Origin of the sequence: Methanosarcina barkeri str. Wiesmoor, from assembly GCF_000969985.1 — an archaeon.
GTDB classification, from domain to species: domain Archaea; phylum Halobacteriota; class Methanosarcinia; order Methanosarcinales; family Methanosarcinaceae; genus Methanosarcina; species Methanosarcina barkeri_B.
In genome coordinates, this window is record NZ_CP009526.1 from 1,463,135 (window position 1) to 1,477,599 (window position 14,465).

Annotated in this window: 10 protein-coding genes and 6 tRNA genes; 5 read left to right on the top strand and 11 right to left on the bottom strand. The window is 39.9% G+C overall.

The genetic code is table 11. From position 1 onward, the window contains the following. Positions 1 to 23 precede the first annotated feature (23 nt). Positions 24 to 1,010, bottom strand: a complete 987-nt coding sequence (locus tag MSBRW_RS06295) for a DUF3344 domain-containing protein (RefSeq protein ID WP_011308462.1) — start codon at positions 1,008 to 1,010, stop codon at positions 24 to 26. After that, positions 979 to 2,766 (bottom strand): CARDB domain-containing protein, encoded by a 1,788-nt coding sequence (locus tag MSBRW_RS06300; protein WP_011308461.1) that lies wholly within the window; start codon positions 2,764 to 2,766, stop codon positions 979 to 981. Before MSBRW_RS06300 ends, MSBRW_RS06295 begins: the two co-directional genes overlap by 32 nt. Positions 2,767 to 3,819: 1,053 nt before the next feature. Here MSBRW_RS06300 and MSBRW_RS06305 point away from each other — a divergent pair. Continuing rightward, a complete protein-coding gene (locus MSBRW_RS06305; RefSeq protein ID WP_011308460.1) occupies positions 3,820 to 5,055 on the top strand; it encodes a DUF3344 domain-containing protein in 1,236 nt (411 codons plus the stop codon). A 54-nt stretch (positions 5,056 to 5,109) separates the two neighbouring features. On the opposite strand, the gene MSBRW_RS06310 is transcribed toward MSBRW_RS06305, so the two are convergent. Continuing rightward, positions 5,110 to 5,973, bottom strand: coding sequence for an energy-coupling factor transporter transmembrane component T family protein (locus tag MSBRW_RS06310; RefSeq protein WP_011308459.1), 864 nt, complete (start codon positions 5,971 to 5,973; stop codon positions 5,110 to 5,112). Positions 5,974 to 6,082: 109 nt separating this feature from the next. Here MSBRW_RS06310 and MSBRW_RS06315 point away from each other — a divergent pair, with 109 nt between their 5' ends. Next, positions 6,083 to 7,876 carry an ABC transporter ATP-binding protein gene (locus tag MSBRW_RS06315; RefSeq protein ID WP_230669988.1) on the top strand — a complete coding sequence of 598 codons (1,794 nt, stop codon included), beginning with the start codon at positions 6,083 to 6,085 and terminating at the stop codon, positions 7,874 to 7,876. 838 nt (positions 7,877 to 8,714) lie between these two features. After that, positions 8,715 to 9,113, top strand: coding sequence for a hypothetical protein (locus MSBRW_RS06320; protein WP_011308457.1), 399 nt, complete (start codon positions 8,715 to 8,717; stop codon positions 9,111 to 9,113). A gap of 946 nt (positions 9,114 to 10,059) precedes the next feature. Here the strand turns inward: MSBRW_RS06320 and MSBRW_RS06325 are convergent. The 8 genes from MSBRW_RS06325 to MSBRW_RS06355 form a co-directional block, all read right to left on the bottom strand. Next, positions 10,060 to 10,272, bottom strand: a complete 213-nt coding sequence (locus MSBRW_RS06325; protein ID WP_011308456.1) for a MoaD/ThiS family protein — start codon at positions 10,270 to 10,272, stop codon at positions 10,060 to 10,062. After that, on the bottom strand, positions 10,269 to 10,397 hold the full coding sequence (locus MSBRW_RS23800) for a hypothetical protein (RefSeq protein WP_268990288.1): 129 nt from the start codon (positions 10,395 to 10,397) through the stop codon (positions 10,269 to 10,271). The genes MSBRW_RS06325 and MSBRW_RS23800 overlap by 4 nt, the downstream gene beginning before the upstream one ends. 592 nt (positions 10,398 to 10,989) lie before the next feature. Beyond that, positions 10,990 to 11,061 (bottom strand) — tRNA-Gly (locus MSBRW_RS06330). A gap of 7 nt (positions 11,062 to 11,068) precedes the next feature. Next, a tRNA-Phe gene (locus tag MSBRW_RS06335) sits at positions 11,069 to 11,143 on the bottom strand. 94 nt (positions 11,144 to 11,237) lie between these two features. Beyond that, positions 11,238 to 11,311 (bottom strand) — tRNA-Val (locus tag MSBRW_RS06340). A 61-nt stretch (positions 11,312 to 11,372) separates the two neighbouring features. Then, positions 11,373 to 11,444: transfer RNA gene (locus MSBRW_RS06345), tRNA-Gly, on the bottom strand. Between the two features lie 7 nt (positions 11,445 to 11,451). Continuing rightward, positions 11,452 to 11,526, bottom strand: a tRNA-Phe gene (locus MSBRW_RS06350). A 94-nt stretch (positions 11,527 to 11,620) separates the two neighbouring features. Continuing rightward, positions 11,621 to 11,694, bottom strand: a tRNA-Val gene (locus MSBRW_RS06355). A 473-nt stretch (positions 11,695 to 12,167) separates the two neighbouring features. Between MSBRW_RS06355 and MSBRW_RS06360 the strand changes: the two genes are divergently transcribed. Then, positions 12,168 to 12,935 (top strand): MBL fold metallo-hydrolase, encoded by a 768-nt coding sequence (locus MSBRW_RS06360; protein ID WP_011308455.1) that lies wholly within the window; start codon positions 12,168 to 12,170, stop codon positions 12,933 to 12,935. 119 nt (positions 12,936 to 13,054) lie between these two features. Next, positions 13,055 to 14,371, top strand: coding sequence for a methanogenesis marker 16 metalloprotein (locus MSBRW_RS06365; protein WP_011308454.1), 1,317 nt, complete (start codon positions 13,055 to 13,057; stop codon positions 14,369 to 14,371). Positions 14,372 to 14,465 lie beyond the last annotated feature (94 nt).

The following is a 14,465-nucleotide window of genomic DNA, read 5'->3' on the forward strand; positions in this document are numbered from 1 at the left end:
TATCATTCCTTTCCTGCAAGAGATCAGCTACCTTTTGTTTCAGAGGATTCAGGCCCTTTAAACTTAAGCACAAGTATTGCATTTGTTGCCAGAAGATAGTCCCCATTGTCCTGAATACTAGCAAAATTTTCAGTTGGCTCCAGATAATCTGCTACCGGCTTCTCGTCCAGAGCAATCTGGACAGTCTCATTTGTCTGGTATACGTTCTCCCAGACTTTACCACTTCCAAACAGAAGCTGGACGATATCTCCCAGAACTGGAATACTACGAGTCTCCTCATTAAAAAAAAGCTTATTCCTTGCTTCTCTGCCTGAACTGTAGCCTCCCGAAGGCGAAACTGTTATCAAACGTGCATCTGTGACATTATCGGGATCAATATCCCCTTTAAAATAAGTGGTTGTTGTTGCTACTTCTGGAGTAATCCCATAATCGGCATACAGCATATCACAGCCTTCATTAATCCAGTATTCGATAGCTGGTGATTTGGGGTCTTCGTAGACGAGAAGAAGCCCGATACCCTGTACGCAAAAGGTACTTCCGTTTTTGTCCGTATTCACCAGTGAGATGGAATAATTTCCGGATTTGGAAATCTTCCCACTAAGGTCATATGTGTTCATCCCCGAGAAATAATCATATCTTGACACAAATCCCTTTGTGTCCGTATACATGTGTCCCTTAGGAAGGGGCGCAGTAGTTTCTGAATTTATAATGGAAGCATTGAATTGCGGATATATGCCTTCCAGATCTTTTTTACTCCAGACCCAGTAAACGTAAGCTTTTGCAACCTTAACAGAACCCTCTGCAGGAAGATTAACACTAAAGTTAACCATATAGCTTTTGTTGTATTCAAGCTCACCGCTATATTTACTATCCCCGAGAGAAAAATCGAGACCTCCATAGTGTTCGTCATGGAGTACTGTCTGCAAAGGTTTGTCTCCGGCATACGAAGCTGAAGCTGGAACCGTGAGCAGCAGGAGATTAAGTAAAATTGCGACTGGCTTCAAATTCATTGTTATCCTCATCCGACTCAATAATATGGTTATGCTCATCGACTTTCGCTTTAAGGGTGTGTTCCCCGCTCAGGGTTTCAATCCGTATATCATTCACGATTTCTTTTTGGCCTTCAATTTCCGGAATATTCAATACAGTGACACTTTTTCCATCAAGAGAGATATTTACATCGAAGTTCCGAGCTGAAGCTTCTCCATTATTAATAATCTTTACCGGGATAGAGTAGGCAGTTTTCTCTGTTGCATGAGACTCCTCAACACAGCCACTTAAAGCCATTATTAGAAGTACCGCAAGTAAAAGTAGTAGAATCGATTTTTTTCTTCGGGATCCTAATATCGAGATGAAAGAAAGGAAAATTATAGAAGAAGATGCAGCTTCGTTCTTTGTCTCGATTTTCACAGGGTCCCCAAGAGAAACCGAAAGTTCTGGCTTTGACTTAACATTTACGTTTAATGCGCAAGCATTATTTTTCTTATTCGACTCTTTGATACTGTTTTCCGGATTCACAGAAAGTTCAAGCAAGTGTTTTCCTTTGACAGCAGGCCATGAAAAAGAAGAACTGTACACTCCTGATGCCGTCATCTGGATTGGGAAAGTTGAAACCTCATTTCCATCTATCCGAAAACTCATAGTACAATTCCGATCGCAGATTCCTCCAGGATTGTTTATTGTAAAGGAAACTTTAGCCGGCGTTCCATCAACCAGCTCATTTTCTGAGACATTCATCTCAGGATAGAGATCAGGGAGGACAGATTCCGTATCCTTTGAGCTTAGAACCAGAGCTGCAAGGACAGGATGCAGGTAGTCCTCTCCTTCCTGATCATCAATTTCCCCGTCCCCGTCCAGGTCAATTCCCCTCACAAAGGCTGCTGAGTTATTGGTCTGCAGATAATCAAGCACATCGAAATTTTCTATATCAAAATACCTGGAAGAGGACCCTTCACCTCCAGAGGCATCATTACTTGTCTCATCAGCAATATCCCTAACTTTTTCTCCATACTTTTCAGAAAGGTTCTGGGGCGAGGTTCCAAGCATCTTTCCATTAAATTCAAGATAATCAGGCAGGCCTTTTGATCCTGTAAGGTATACTACCGAAAGATTTGCAGTATCCTTGCTACTCAAAACCTGTCCGCAGCTAAAATTGACCTTTGTCACGTCATTTGAACTTGCCAGAGTACCGCTCCAGCCTTTCCCGTGAAGATTTACGTTTCCGCTCAGGAGCTGGTAGGAAACTGTAGGTGCTTTTTCGTTCTCACATCCCGCGGCAAGTACCGCACCGTAGACCCTTCCATCTAGCTTGTTTCCGGGCTCGCCCTTGCTCGTAAGGACGTTCACAATATTTTCACCGGTTTTCGCGATATTACTTACATCATAGGAAACCCAGTAAACACCATGACCTGCACAGTATACGTTTTTGCTTTCGTCATTAACCCCGGCAAGCGGTAGTTGCTCAAGCTTTTGCCCGTTAAACTCAGGCTGGACCCATCCTTCGTAATTTTCCGTACCTCCCCAAACTCCGATATACAGGCGAGCCCAGCGGACAGTGCCGTCTGGAACGCTAAAATTTTCGGAGTAAGGAGGAAATGCAAGTCCATGTCCTCCGTCTATGTAAACTTCTCCTTGGAAAGTACCCTGAGCATCTGGAGTTAAGGGTATACCTTCAAAAGAGTAGCTGGCTCCTGTAAGAGGAATTGAAATTAGCAATGATAGCGAAAAGACAAACAAGATAATTATTTTTGAAATTTCTGTTTTCATAGCCGTTCACTTTCACAATAGAGTAATATCTCAACTTTGAGAGAAGCTAACAAATCTCTGATCTTTGGGGTAGATTCCTTTAAGTTTGTAAAATTAATATGGCAAACTTCACATCATAATTGAATAATTACAAAAACTTAAAGGTTATTAAATATTACTACTTTCTTCTATTATATGAAATATTATAATAAAACATAATTTAATTGTAGATTAATGAATATTTTCGTCCAAAATTAAACTGTAAAAAGATTATATTTTCAACAATAAATAAATCCGATTATGGAAATTTAATCTTATTTAGAATCATTCAAATAAAATTAAAATTAATGATCAAGTTGCTTGCTGGTTAAAGTATCAATATTTTTATTTTCAATTCTTAAACTTTCATTTTCACTTTGATTCACTTTGACATAGATAGTAATAACTAATAATCGCAATAATTATTGCTATATTAACATATTAATTACTAATTTTTTAACAAAAATTATATACTCTAACTTATTAGCTATCTACTAAATTATACTATTTGAATATTTATTTAACAAATTATATTATTTAAGGATTTATTTAATAAGTTATAACATTTGAGAATCTGGAGAACAAAATTAAACGATATTTCATATAAATTAGTTAGTGTTAGAGTTCGCGATTGGTATCGCTCTTTTTTCACTATCCGGAGGTACTGAGTAAAAATTGCAATTGTACAAAAAGAAATATTTTCCTGAATAAATTTTTTAGCAATTTACGAAAAATGGATGCGAGTTACAGACAGTCACTGAAAATGTAGATCTACTCCTCCACTCATTGTGATCGAAGTCTATATTTTGAAGAACGTCTGACCAGTCCGTTTTTGAAGTATTTCAATAGAGTCTTAAATTTGGCGAAGACGAATGAGAAGAAAGAGCTTGACTAGGACTTTACCCAGCACCTGGCAGAATTAGTAGACAAACAAGACCTCTGTGAAACTGGAATGGTAAAGATAGCTGAAAAAGGAACATGGAGATGCGGAATAGTAGAAACAATAGGTAAATTTTGCAGGTGGGAAGATAGAATATGAAGACAAGAAAAGTAGAACAAAAAGGAGATCAAAAGAAGAATTATAATACGAAAAAGAATCGGGAAGTAACTAAAAAGCATAAGGTAAAAAGTAAGCATAAAATAAGGAGAGTAAAACTCAGTCAAGAGAGAAATATATTTCACCGTCTAGCAAAGATATTTTGCGTTATGGCAGGATTATGCTGTTTACTTGCCTTACCTGCCATGGCACAGGCCCCCGAAAAAAATGGATATATAGCAGATAAACCCCTTGAAACCTATGTCCATGACACAGTTAAGGGAGATCTCTATTATAGTGTAGGGGGCAGTTATTACAGCGGTAAGGTCTATCCAGGAGACGTATATTCTGTAACACATAATGTCGACCTGCCCGAAGGGGCGACCGTAAAATTCGCAAGGCTCTATAATTACTGGACCTGGAGTGCAGAAGGTGTCACGGGCAGGTACCCTGAGATGAAGTTGAGCTTTAACGGGAACGAGCTTACACCTGAAAAAGAATACAGTGACCGGAAAGGCTGGGGTATCTACGATTATCCCACAGGCACCTGGGCTTATAATGTAACAGATCTTGTAAGTGGTTCGGGCACTTATAGCACTGAAGTTGAAAACATAGGCCCTGATGCATCTTTTGTTTGTATTGACGGTGTAGGTTTGCTAATAGTTTATATGGACTCTAACGGAAAAGATATCGAATACTGGATCAATGAAGGAGCTGATGAACTCAATTCTCAGATAGATGAGAGCGGCAACCCGCTTTATTATGCGACCTCTAATGAGACAATATGCGAAATGCTCAAGCCTACCTTGCAACTCCCTGTCCGCAGTGCAACTCTCTGGACGATTGCTCAGTCCGGAAATTGGAATGATAATACTCTCCTAGTAAATGATCAAAAATTTCCCGGAATTACCAATGGAGAACCTTATCCTGACCTTGATACCGATATGAGGGATATCACAGGCTACCTGAAATCCGGAGAAAATTCCATCCTTTTCCAGGCTATAGGAGATTATGTGGTACCTTCAGGGGCCTTCTTGGTGATTGAAAAAGATCCACAGGCAAAAGAAACAGCACAGGCCTCTGAAGAAACTTCCGGAAAATCAGAGGAAACAGGTAAAACTCAGGAGAATTCCGGAACCGAGGCAAGCAAGACTCCAGGATTTGGATTTGAGTATGCCCTTGCCTTGTTAATCGGAGGAAAATTGGTTGCAGGGCATAGACAGAAAAAAGGTTGAAAGAAACATATGCCCTTATATCATAGAATCGGCATTTTATTCAGACATTCTTCATCAAACAGGTACTGTGCCCCCGAAACCCTTGTAGCTTAGATAAAGCCCACCTGACGTTAAAAGGATTGTATATATCAGAAAGATGTAATCATTCCTTTTTAATTTGAGTTCGTTTACGTAGGTCCTGTGCTTGTTTGCTCGAAAGCCTCGGGTGTCGGCAGCAATGGCAAGCTTTCTTCCTGCCCTGAGTATATTAACTACGAGAGGAACAAGGATATATTTCAGGGCTTTTGCTTTTCTACGGATATCACCTTTCAGCTCAAGTCCTCTTGCCTGCATTGCATTGAGGATTATGCTGCTTTCTTCGAGCATTGTAGGAGCAAAGCTGACTGCAGAGGATACCATAAATGCAATTTCGTATGGAATGCCTATTCTATAACGTTTCCCTGCGATCCGAATTTCGAAAAAACGAACAAATGCATCGATGAGCATTCCGGGATGAGTTGTGGCAATAACAAGCATAGCAGCACTTAGAGAAGCCATAACACGGAAAGATTGATACAGTCCATAGATAGCTCCGTCTGCATAGAAATAGATCCCTCCTGTAAGAGGTCCCACCAGTGGGAAAGAAGATGGAATAAGAGTAAACAACGGCTCTTTGGCCCAATAATAAAAAAAAGCCTGTGATATTGTAAAGCTTAACAGGACACTCCCGAAGATAATAAGCATTGCTTTTATCCTGCTTTTTGAGGGCTTTAATATAAACCAGAAAGGTAAAGTTGATATGAATAATATTGCCAATAAATCAGGAGTTCCGAAAACAACACTTAGCACCGAAATTCCAAAGAGCCAGAGCAGTTTAACTCTCGGGTCAAGCCTGTGGAGCAGGCTATCTTTTTGTTCATAACGAAAAAGGCTTTTCAAATAAGGACTCTCCATAAAAATGCTTCATACGAAAATATATTATAATCAAACTATTTCTTACTTTTCATAATAAATTTAAACTTAAATGTATAATGAAGAGACAGATAGTATGGATTCCATGTTGGAGAAAGTTTCAGTTGCCAGGCCAACTGTGCATATTAAGCTTGAAAACCTAACATACAGCTACCCTCATTCAGATTCCCAGGTACTTTCGGACATAAATCTTGAACTTAAAAAAGGGGAATTTGTGCTCCTTGTGGGTCCAAGCGGGTGTGGAAAAAGTACTCTTGTCCGCTGCCTTAACAGGCTAATTCCAGAAATATCAGGAGGAAGTTTTTCCGGGCGTGTTCTGCTTCAGGGAAAGGATCTTAAAAACGAAAAAATTAAGAAGTTGGCTCTTGAAGTTGGAATGGTGTTCCAGAACCCCGAAACCCAATTGTTTCGTATGACAGTAGCTGAAGATATTTCTTTTGGGCCTGAAAATTTGGGCTTGCCCATAATTGAAGTACTGTCCCGAGTAGAAAAAGCTCTCAAAGCAGTTAGGCTGGAGAAGCTAAGGGATCATTTCATTTTCACACTCTCAGGAGGGGAAAAACAGAGGACTGCAATAGGAGGAAATCTAGCAATGGAGCCTGAGATCCTTGTTCTTGACGAGCCAACATCGGATCTTGACCCTGCAGGCACCCAGGAGGTGCTTGAACTATTAAATAAACTAAATGAAGAAAAGCAAACAACCCTTATCCTGATAGAACACAAACTTGACTCGGTTTTTGAAATGGCAGATCGTATGCTTGTAATGGAAGAAGGCAGACTTATCTTTGACGGAAAACCTTTTGAAATCCTATGCCGCAAAGAAGTAACACTTAAAAAACTCGGGATTTACCCTCCTCAACTCACTGAAATTGCCCATCTGCTGGGAATGGATTATGAAGCTTCAATAGTTCCGTCCTATGAAAACGTTATGAAGCGACTTGCTGAACTTCTGCAAGTGCCTGCTACCAGGCAACTTGAAAACCATAGATGGCAAAAACCTGAAACTTCCATTTCTATTTTATCTTCAGAAGAATACTTACCCTTTGTACGGATAGAGAACCTCTACTACAGGCTTGAAGATGGTTCGGAAATCCTGAAAAACATTAATCTGGATATCAAAAGTGGAGAGTTTCTTGCTCTTCTTGGGCACAACGGAGCTGGAAAGACAACTCTAGCAGGCCACTTGATAGGGTTTTACAGACCCTCTTTTGGAAGAATCCTGCTTAATGGAAAAGACATAGAAGGGTATTCGACAGCTCAGTTGTCAAAGAAAGTCGGGTATCTTTTCCAGAATCCAGATTCGCAGATATTTATGGACAGTGTAACTAAAGAAGTCCGTTTTGGACTCGAAAACGTGGGTATTCCCAAAGAAGAAATTGACAAACTGGTAAACGAATCCCTGGAAACAATGGAACTTTCAGCTTATAAAGATAGGCACCCTCACTCTCTCTCGAGGGGGCAACGACAGCGCCTGGCAGTAGCTTCTATTCTTGCTCTCGAGCCGGACCTTCTTGTTCTGGACGAACCGACAACAGGGCAGGACAGAGGGCACATCGCAAAGTTCCTGGATAAGATTAAGGAACTGAACAAACTTGGGAAAACAGTCATTCTCATAACACATGACATGGAACTTGTAGCCGAGTATGCTGAAAGGGTTGTCGTGATGAAGCAAGGCAAAATCTTGCTGGACGGGCCAACAGCAAATGTGTTCTCGAACACGGAAAAATTAAATGAAGCTGGAATCATCCCACCCCTCCTTTCAAGGCTTTGCTCGGACCTTCGAAAACAAGGAATTAATATCCCTCTGCTGCTAACGGTTTCCGAATTGAAATGTTTCCTCCAGGATCATTGTCCAGAGTTGAGGGATTGAATGCATGAAATCAAAGAAAGATGTTTTATCCCAACATTATTTCGCTTTTTTAATTTCTGTTATTGCAGTTATATATCGTATACATGTGACCCATTATTTTACTCCAACTTCTGATTTCTGCCTTTTACATATTTATTTCTTTTACATGATCGTTCTAAAGTACAAAACGAAATTGGAATTTGCTAAACGTTTAACATTTTGCGTTGTCTGTTGCTGTATCACGTATCGGACTGCCAAAAGGTTTTGAGTCTACGAAATAATTTCAGGATACAACAACCGTATAATTATAATATTTCCAATATGATACCTGAAATTTTTTATATAGAAAAGAATATTATAATATATTTTGTATGTCAAAAACTTAGTGTAGTTCTTCATGCCAAGGCTAGTTGAAAGTTTTTCAACTCCTTTTTAATATATACAACTTTAAATAGTATGAGTACATTATTAATTGTTAGAGATGAATAACCTTCTAATTATATACCTATACAGGTTTAATTAATCAACCTGTTAGGTTCTTCCCATCAATCTCGTAAAACGGACAAAATGAGGCTCTTGTAGCCGGTTACAAACATATAATATTTGTTTTTAATGGCCGGTTGCCGGGCTTAAAACAGAAACAATCCGCTACATAGCGTAAAAACGTTTTTTATTGCATTTAATATTTCAAAACGAAATAGGTTACCTTATAAATATATCTACAGTGTATATATTTAGTGATTGTCGTCAGTTTTGAAAAGTAATTATAACAGCCTTCCTTTAAGGTCTAAATATAATTATCTTAATATTATTTAACTGACAAACTCATCCATAAAATTATAAAATAGAAGGGGTTATCATGAAAGACTATGAAGTTAAAGTGCTGGACGAAAACGACCACATTTTTATTGAAACGTTAAGGAATCTTGGGATGTCCAGAAATGTCGCTACAACTATGGCATATCTTATGAATGTTGACGAGGCTTCATCCCGTGAAATAGAAATCAGTACCGGACTAAGACAACCAGAAGTAAGTCTTGCAATGAGGCTGATGCGCAACCAGTCCTGGGTTAGCGTTCGTTCGGAAAAGAAACCTGGTAAAGGGCGCCCAATAAAGATCTATGCTCTTGCAGCTCCAGTTGACGAGATCATCAGTTATTACGAAGACAAAATTTACAAAGAATCTCAGGCGACCATCTCAGCAATTAAGAAGCTGAAGGTTATGAGTAAAAAGGTGCCTCTTACTCCCTCAAAGTGAAGACTCTCAAACCGAATTTGCTCCATAATGGCTGATAATCCTTCTCTGGAATTCGACCATTATGGAAACAAAAACCTTAATTCTTCGAGTCATTTTTCATTCCTATTTTCTACTTTTCTGATCCTCTTCTGCGCATTTATTCGGCGTTCGCACTAAAAATGAACCTCATTCCAGACTCTTTTACCTAAATTGTACTTTTTCTTGCTCTTTTCCCGGCTTAATTTCCTTTTTACTTCAAGCTCCTATTTATTCACAAATCCCTTTAACTCCATCTCATCCCTGTAGTTCTGTCTTAGATCAACCGTTACGCTGTTTGATCATGCCTACCACGTTGTTGCTGGATTTTTTCGGTCAAGCCTTTTTTTAAAAGGGTTTTGATCATGCCTACCACGTTGTTGCTGGATTTTTTCGGTCAAGCCTTTTTTTAAAAGGGTTGCGAGCAAACCGTTTTTTTAAAAGTTTTTTGATCATGCCTACCACGTTGTTGCTTGATTTTTTCGGTCAAGCCTTTTTTTAAAAGGGTTGCGGTCAAGCAGTTTTTTTAAAAGGGTTGCGGTTAAGCAGTTTTTTTAAAAGGGTTGCGGGCAAGCAGTTTTTTTAAAAGTTTTTTGATCATGCCGATAGAGTTGGGGATAAGATTCTCAAACTCAAACGTGGATAAAAATCTTCGATTAAACATTTTTAAAAAGAGTTATACTCCGCGACTTAGGGCCTTTGGTCAAGCATTTCTCAGAAAAAGTTGCGATCAGACCTTATTAAAAAGGTTTGTTGGTAAATCTGCCTCCTTGGGCGAGTTGAAAATCAGTTTCTCTCCTTAATTTAGCCCTCTTGAACAAAGGGCTCCGTCTCATGATATGGAACTCTGTGGTAAACGCTATATGGGAACTTCAAAAAAGGTGGAAAAAAGAATTGTAATAAAGGAGAGATTCTGCTTTTTGTTGGCAGGTCAGCCCCCTGTGACAACTCTGAGAATTGTAAGTCTATCGGAACTGACTGTTCCATCAAGGGGAACAGCATTCCCTCCATTTAATACAAGTACTGTTTCCTGATTTATATCCAAAGTATTAAGCAGGTCTTCGTAGGTAGCGCTCTCAGCTACTTCTACGGTCTGCTCAGAAATCTCTCCAGCCTGGATTGTTATGTGTACTTTTCTACTCACTCTATTGATCCACCGCCGCTTACCTGAATTTCGCCTACGATTTCCTTTATTAACTTCTGCTCCAGTTCATATTCTTTTCTGATACCTTTCCTTTCCGCATTTCTCTTCTGGAACTTTCCTGGCATTTTAGATCTCCTTACGATTTTTCAGGTTTGCAACTTAGTTGGTATAGATCTCTTCAAGCAGACTTGTTCTTTGTCTTCTCGAGATGTATATCCAATAATTATAATCAATTTATGTTTTAATTAATGTTTTGGTTGACAATAATTTGGTTAACATATCTAAATTTCAAACCTTATAGCTATAATCAACTCTGAACTCAAGTTTTAACCATGGGTTAACATTGGACCTGATATCATTCAGAAGCTTGACAATAAAAGATTTGAAACTGAAATATTGAGACAAATATGGGAGAAATTTGCTCAGAAACTAAAGTTTTATCGGATATCTGGTCAATACAATAAATGTTTCAAACTTAAAGCAAAAAATATTAATATCAGGTAGGTCCGGAAAATGTCGCAGATAAAGACAGGTAAAGGAAAGAGACAACGGAAAGAATAAGACAAAGGAAATAACAGATAAGGAAAGAACAGATGAAAAAGAACAGATAAAAAAAGAGCAGATAACGAAAAGAGAAAAGGAAAAAACTGGAAAAACTACCTTATTCTTAACTTATCTTATTCAAAAGTGCCTCTAAATATTGAACTAAATTAAATATACACCAGCCGGGATTCGAACCCGGGTTCGAGCGTTGGCAACGCCCGGTGATGACCGCTACACTACTGATGTCCTATGATGGTGCCCAGACCCGGATTCGAACCGGGGACAACTGCCTCTTCAGGGCAGCGCTCTCCCACTGAGCTACCTGGGCAAGCAGGTTAATTTAAGGTATGCTTATATTAAGTGATAACTGATTTTCATTTTATTTTTTCACTTTCCGGAAAAATCTCCGGAACTTTTTTTAGTGGGCCCGCTGAGATTCGAACTCAGGACCTCCGCCATGTCAAGGCGACGTCATAACCGTCTAGACCACGAGCCCATGTTGTTTGTGATTTTTGCATCAGAAAATACTTATCCGGTGCACTGCATTAAAAAAGTTATACACCAGCCGGGATTCGAACCCGGGTTCGAGCGTTGGCAACGCCCGGTGATGACCGCTACACTACTGATGTCCTATGATGGTGCCCAGACCCGGATTCGAACCGGGGACAACTGCCTCTTCAGGGCAGCGCTCTCCCACTGAGCTACCTGGGCAAGCAGGTTAACTTAAGGTATACTTATATTAAATGATAACTGATTTTCGTTTTATTTTTTCACTTTCCGGAAAAATCTCCGGAACTTTTTTTAGTGGGCCCGCTGAGATTCGAACTCAGGACCTCCGCCATGTCAAGGCGACGTCATAACCGTCTAGACCACGAGCCCAGTAGTTTGTTGCTTCTGTTTTTCGTACAAAAGTGCAACTCCATAGTGCGCATCATCATTTATATAAGTTTTGGGTGGTATAGACTTTTTCTAACCTAATCAACCTTCAAAAATGTGAAATCTTTGTACAGTGTACTTCCGATTTTCTCTTTTGGGCTCTAATTATAAATCTTTTTAATGAGTGTGCTTTCCAATCAGCATTGAAAAATTCTTTAGACATCACTTTTCAAATTTAATTCTCTGATTTGTTTTTGTGGGACATAGTTCTTTAGTAAGTCAATAATACCACATATTAATCTCTAGAAAGCAAAACCTGTTAAAGGAAATAAAATGTAGCTCAAAGTAAAAGCAGCTCAATGAGCAAAAAGAGGCTCAATATAAAAGGTGGCACAAGAGGCTCAATGCAAAAGGCAATACAATGCAAAACATGAAAAGAGCAACAAAACTCTTTCCAGATTTTAGGGGAAACCTGAATGAGTTCCAGCGAAGACAAGCGGCTAAGCCGTGAGAGCTTGAAAAGTAAAAGACCAGAATGCGAGAAGTCTTACACCGTTATTAATATCCCAATGGGGCATTCAAACTCTTATCTGATAGTTTCAGCTGGTATGGGGGTTCTTGTGGATGCAGGATGTCCGGGCAAAATCAAAAACATTCAAAATGCCCTAGAACAGAACAACCTTGCTTTTCAGGATATAGTTCTGATCATTCTCACTCACACTCATTATGATCATACAGGCTGCCTTGCCGAAATAAAAAAACGGAGCGGAGCAAAAGTTCTGGTTCATGCATCAGAAAAAAGATGCCTGGAAAAGGGCATAACTCCCTTTCCAAGAGGTACCATGTGGTTCTCAAAAATGATATCGGAAATTGGAAATTCCTTGATGGTCTCTAAATCAAAATATCAGCCTGTCAATCCTGATATAGTAGTAGGGAACGAGTATGACCTTGGAAAATATATCCCTGGTGCAAAAGTCATTTCCACACCTGGACATACTGCAGGCTCGATAAGCCTTGTGATTGGAAATGACGCTGCATTCGTAGGAGATACGCTTTTCAATGTCGTGCCCTGGAGTGTCTTTCCTCCTTTTGCAAACGACATCCGTGAACTTCTAGAAAGCTGGCAGAGGTTGATTGCTGCAAGTTGCAGGACATATTTTCCAGGTCACGGCAGATCCATACCCTTCCAGAAACTAAAAATCTCATACGAAAAAAGAACAAAAAGAAGTGAAGAGAACTTTTGAGTCTATCCCATTCTCTAAAACGGCCAATTTCAAGCTTACTCTTTCCTCTATGGTATATGATTCTCAGGCAATCCTTACTCCTAAAATAGGATGAACTCAATATCCCGGTTGAGGGAAACATGAACGGAGCATTAGATAACACAGGGACGTCCCGGACAATCCCAGAAATCCAGGATAAAATTGATGCCGGAGACGCAATCGTTCTTACGGTTACGGAAATTAGTGAGAGAATTCAGGCAGGGGAGGATATAAAGCTCGAAGATGTGGATGTTGTAACAACTGCAACACGTGGCATTATGAGTGGAACCTATGCCGTACTTTCGTTCAAAGTTTCAGAGCCTGACTCATTTGTTAAGGCGTCTGAAGTCCTGCTGAACGGTGTGCCGGCAGTTGTTGGTCCCTGCCCGAATGAAAGGCTTGGAATTTTGGACCTGATAGTACTTGGAACTGCTCACAGTAAGTTTGATTCCAACTACGGAGGCGGACACCTTTTCAGGGAGATGGTAGAAGGAAAAAACATTAAAGTTGATGTGACTACCAGTGAAGGAGGCCATTTCTCGGTAGAAACGCAACTATCTGAGATTCCCTATGCGAAACTCAATGCAACAAGACATGCCTTTAAGAATTATAGGGCGTTTGTAAACCCTGGAAAAGAGCCTATCAAAACCATCTTTCACGCCCTGCCGTTTGAAGGTGAGTTTAAGGAAATGACCTTTTGCGGTTGCGGTGAGTTAAACCCAATTGAAAACGACCCCAAGCTTGAAACTATAGGAATCGGGACAAGGGTACTTCTCAACGGAGCAGACGGATTTGTAACTGGGGCTGGCACTCGAAGCGCTCCGGATAATCCGAACCTTACGGGTTTTGCGGATATGCATGACATGACCCCTGAGTACATGGGAGGATTTGTAACATCTGCCGGCCCTGAAATTATCAATACATGGGCTGTTCCTATCCCGATTCTTCACGAAGGAATACTGGAAAATATCCTGAAGCTGGATAAGGAAATCCCACTCAAGCTGGTAGATCTCGCAGGGCGAATTCCTCTCTGTGAAATCACCTATGGGGATGTATGGGATAACGTGGACCTGAATATTAAGTACGAGCCCGAAAAATGCCTTAATTGCAAGGATTGCCTTGTAATCGAAGCCTGTCCCATGGGTGCGGTAAGCCGGAGAGAAAACGGAGCTGTACACAATCCGGAATTTTGCTTTAACTGCGGACTCTGTATCTCAAGGTGCAGAGGAGAAGCATTCAGTGCAAATCTGGGTTCTGTCAGGTGTGCAACCGGAGGCTGTCTCAGGGACATTAAGATAACCCTGCGTCAATCCGATCGTGCAAGAGCAAATATAGCTGCTGAAGAACTCAAAAAGAAAATTCTCACAGGAAGATTCAGGCTTAATGAGCCTGTAGAAAAAATAAGCTGGAGAGAGTAAGACTAAAAAGCAGGTGTGAAAAATTGGAATTTCTAAGCAAAAGCTCTAAGTTGAGAAGCTATAAAAATCTTTGAGCGAGTAAAAAAGTGAGAGA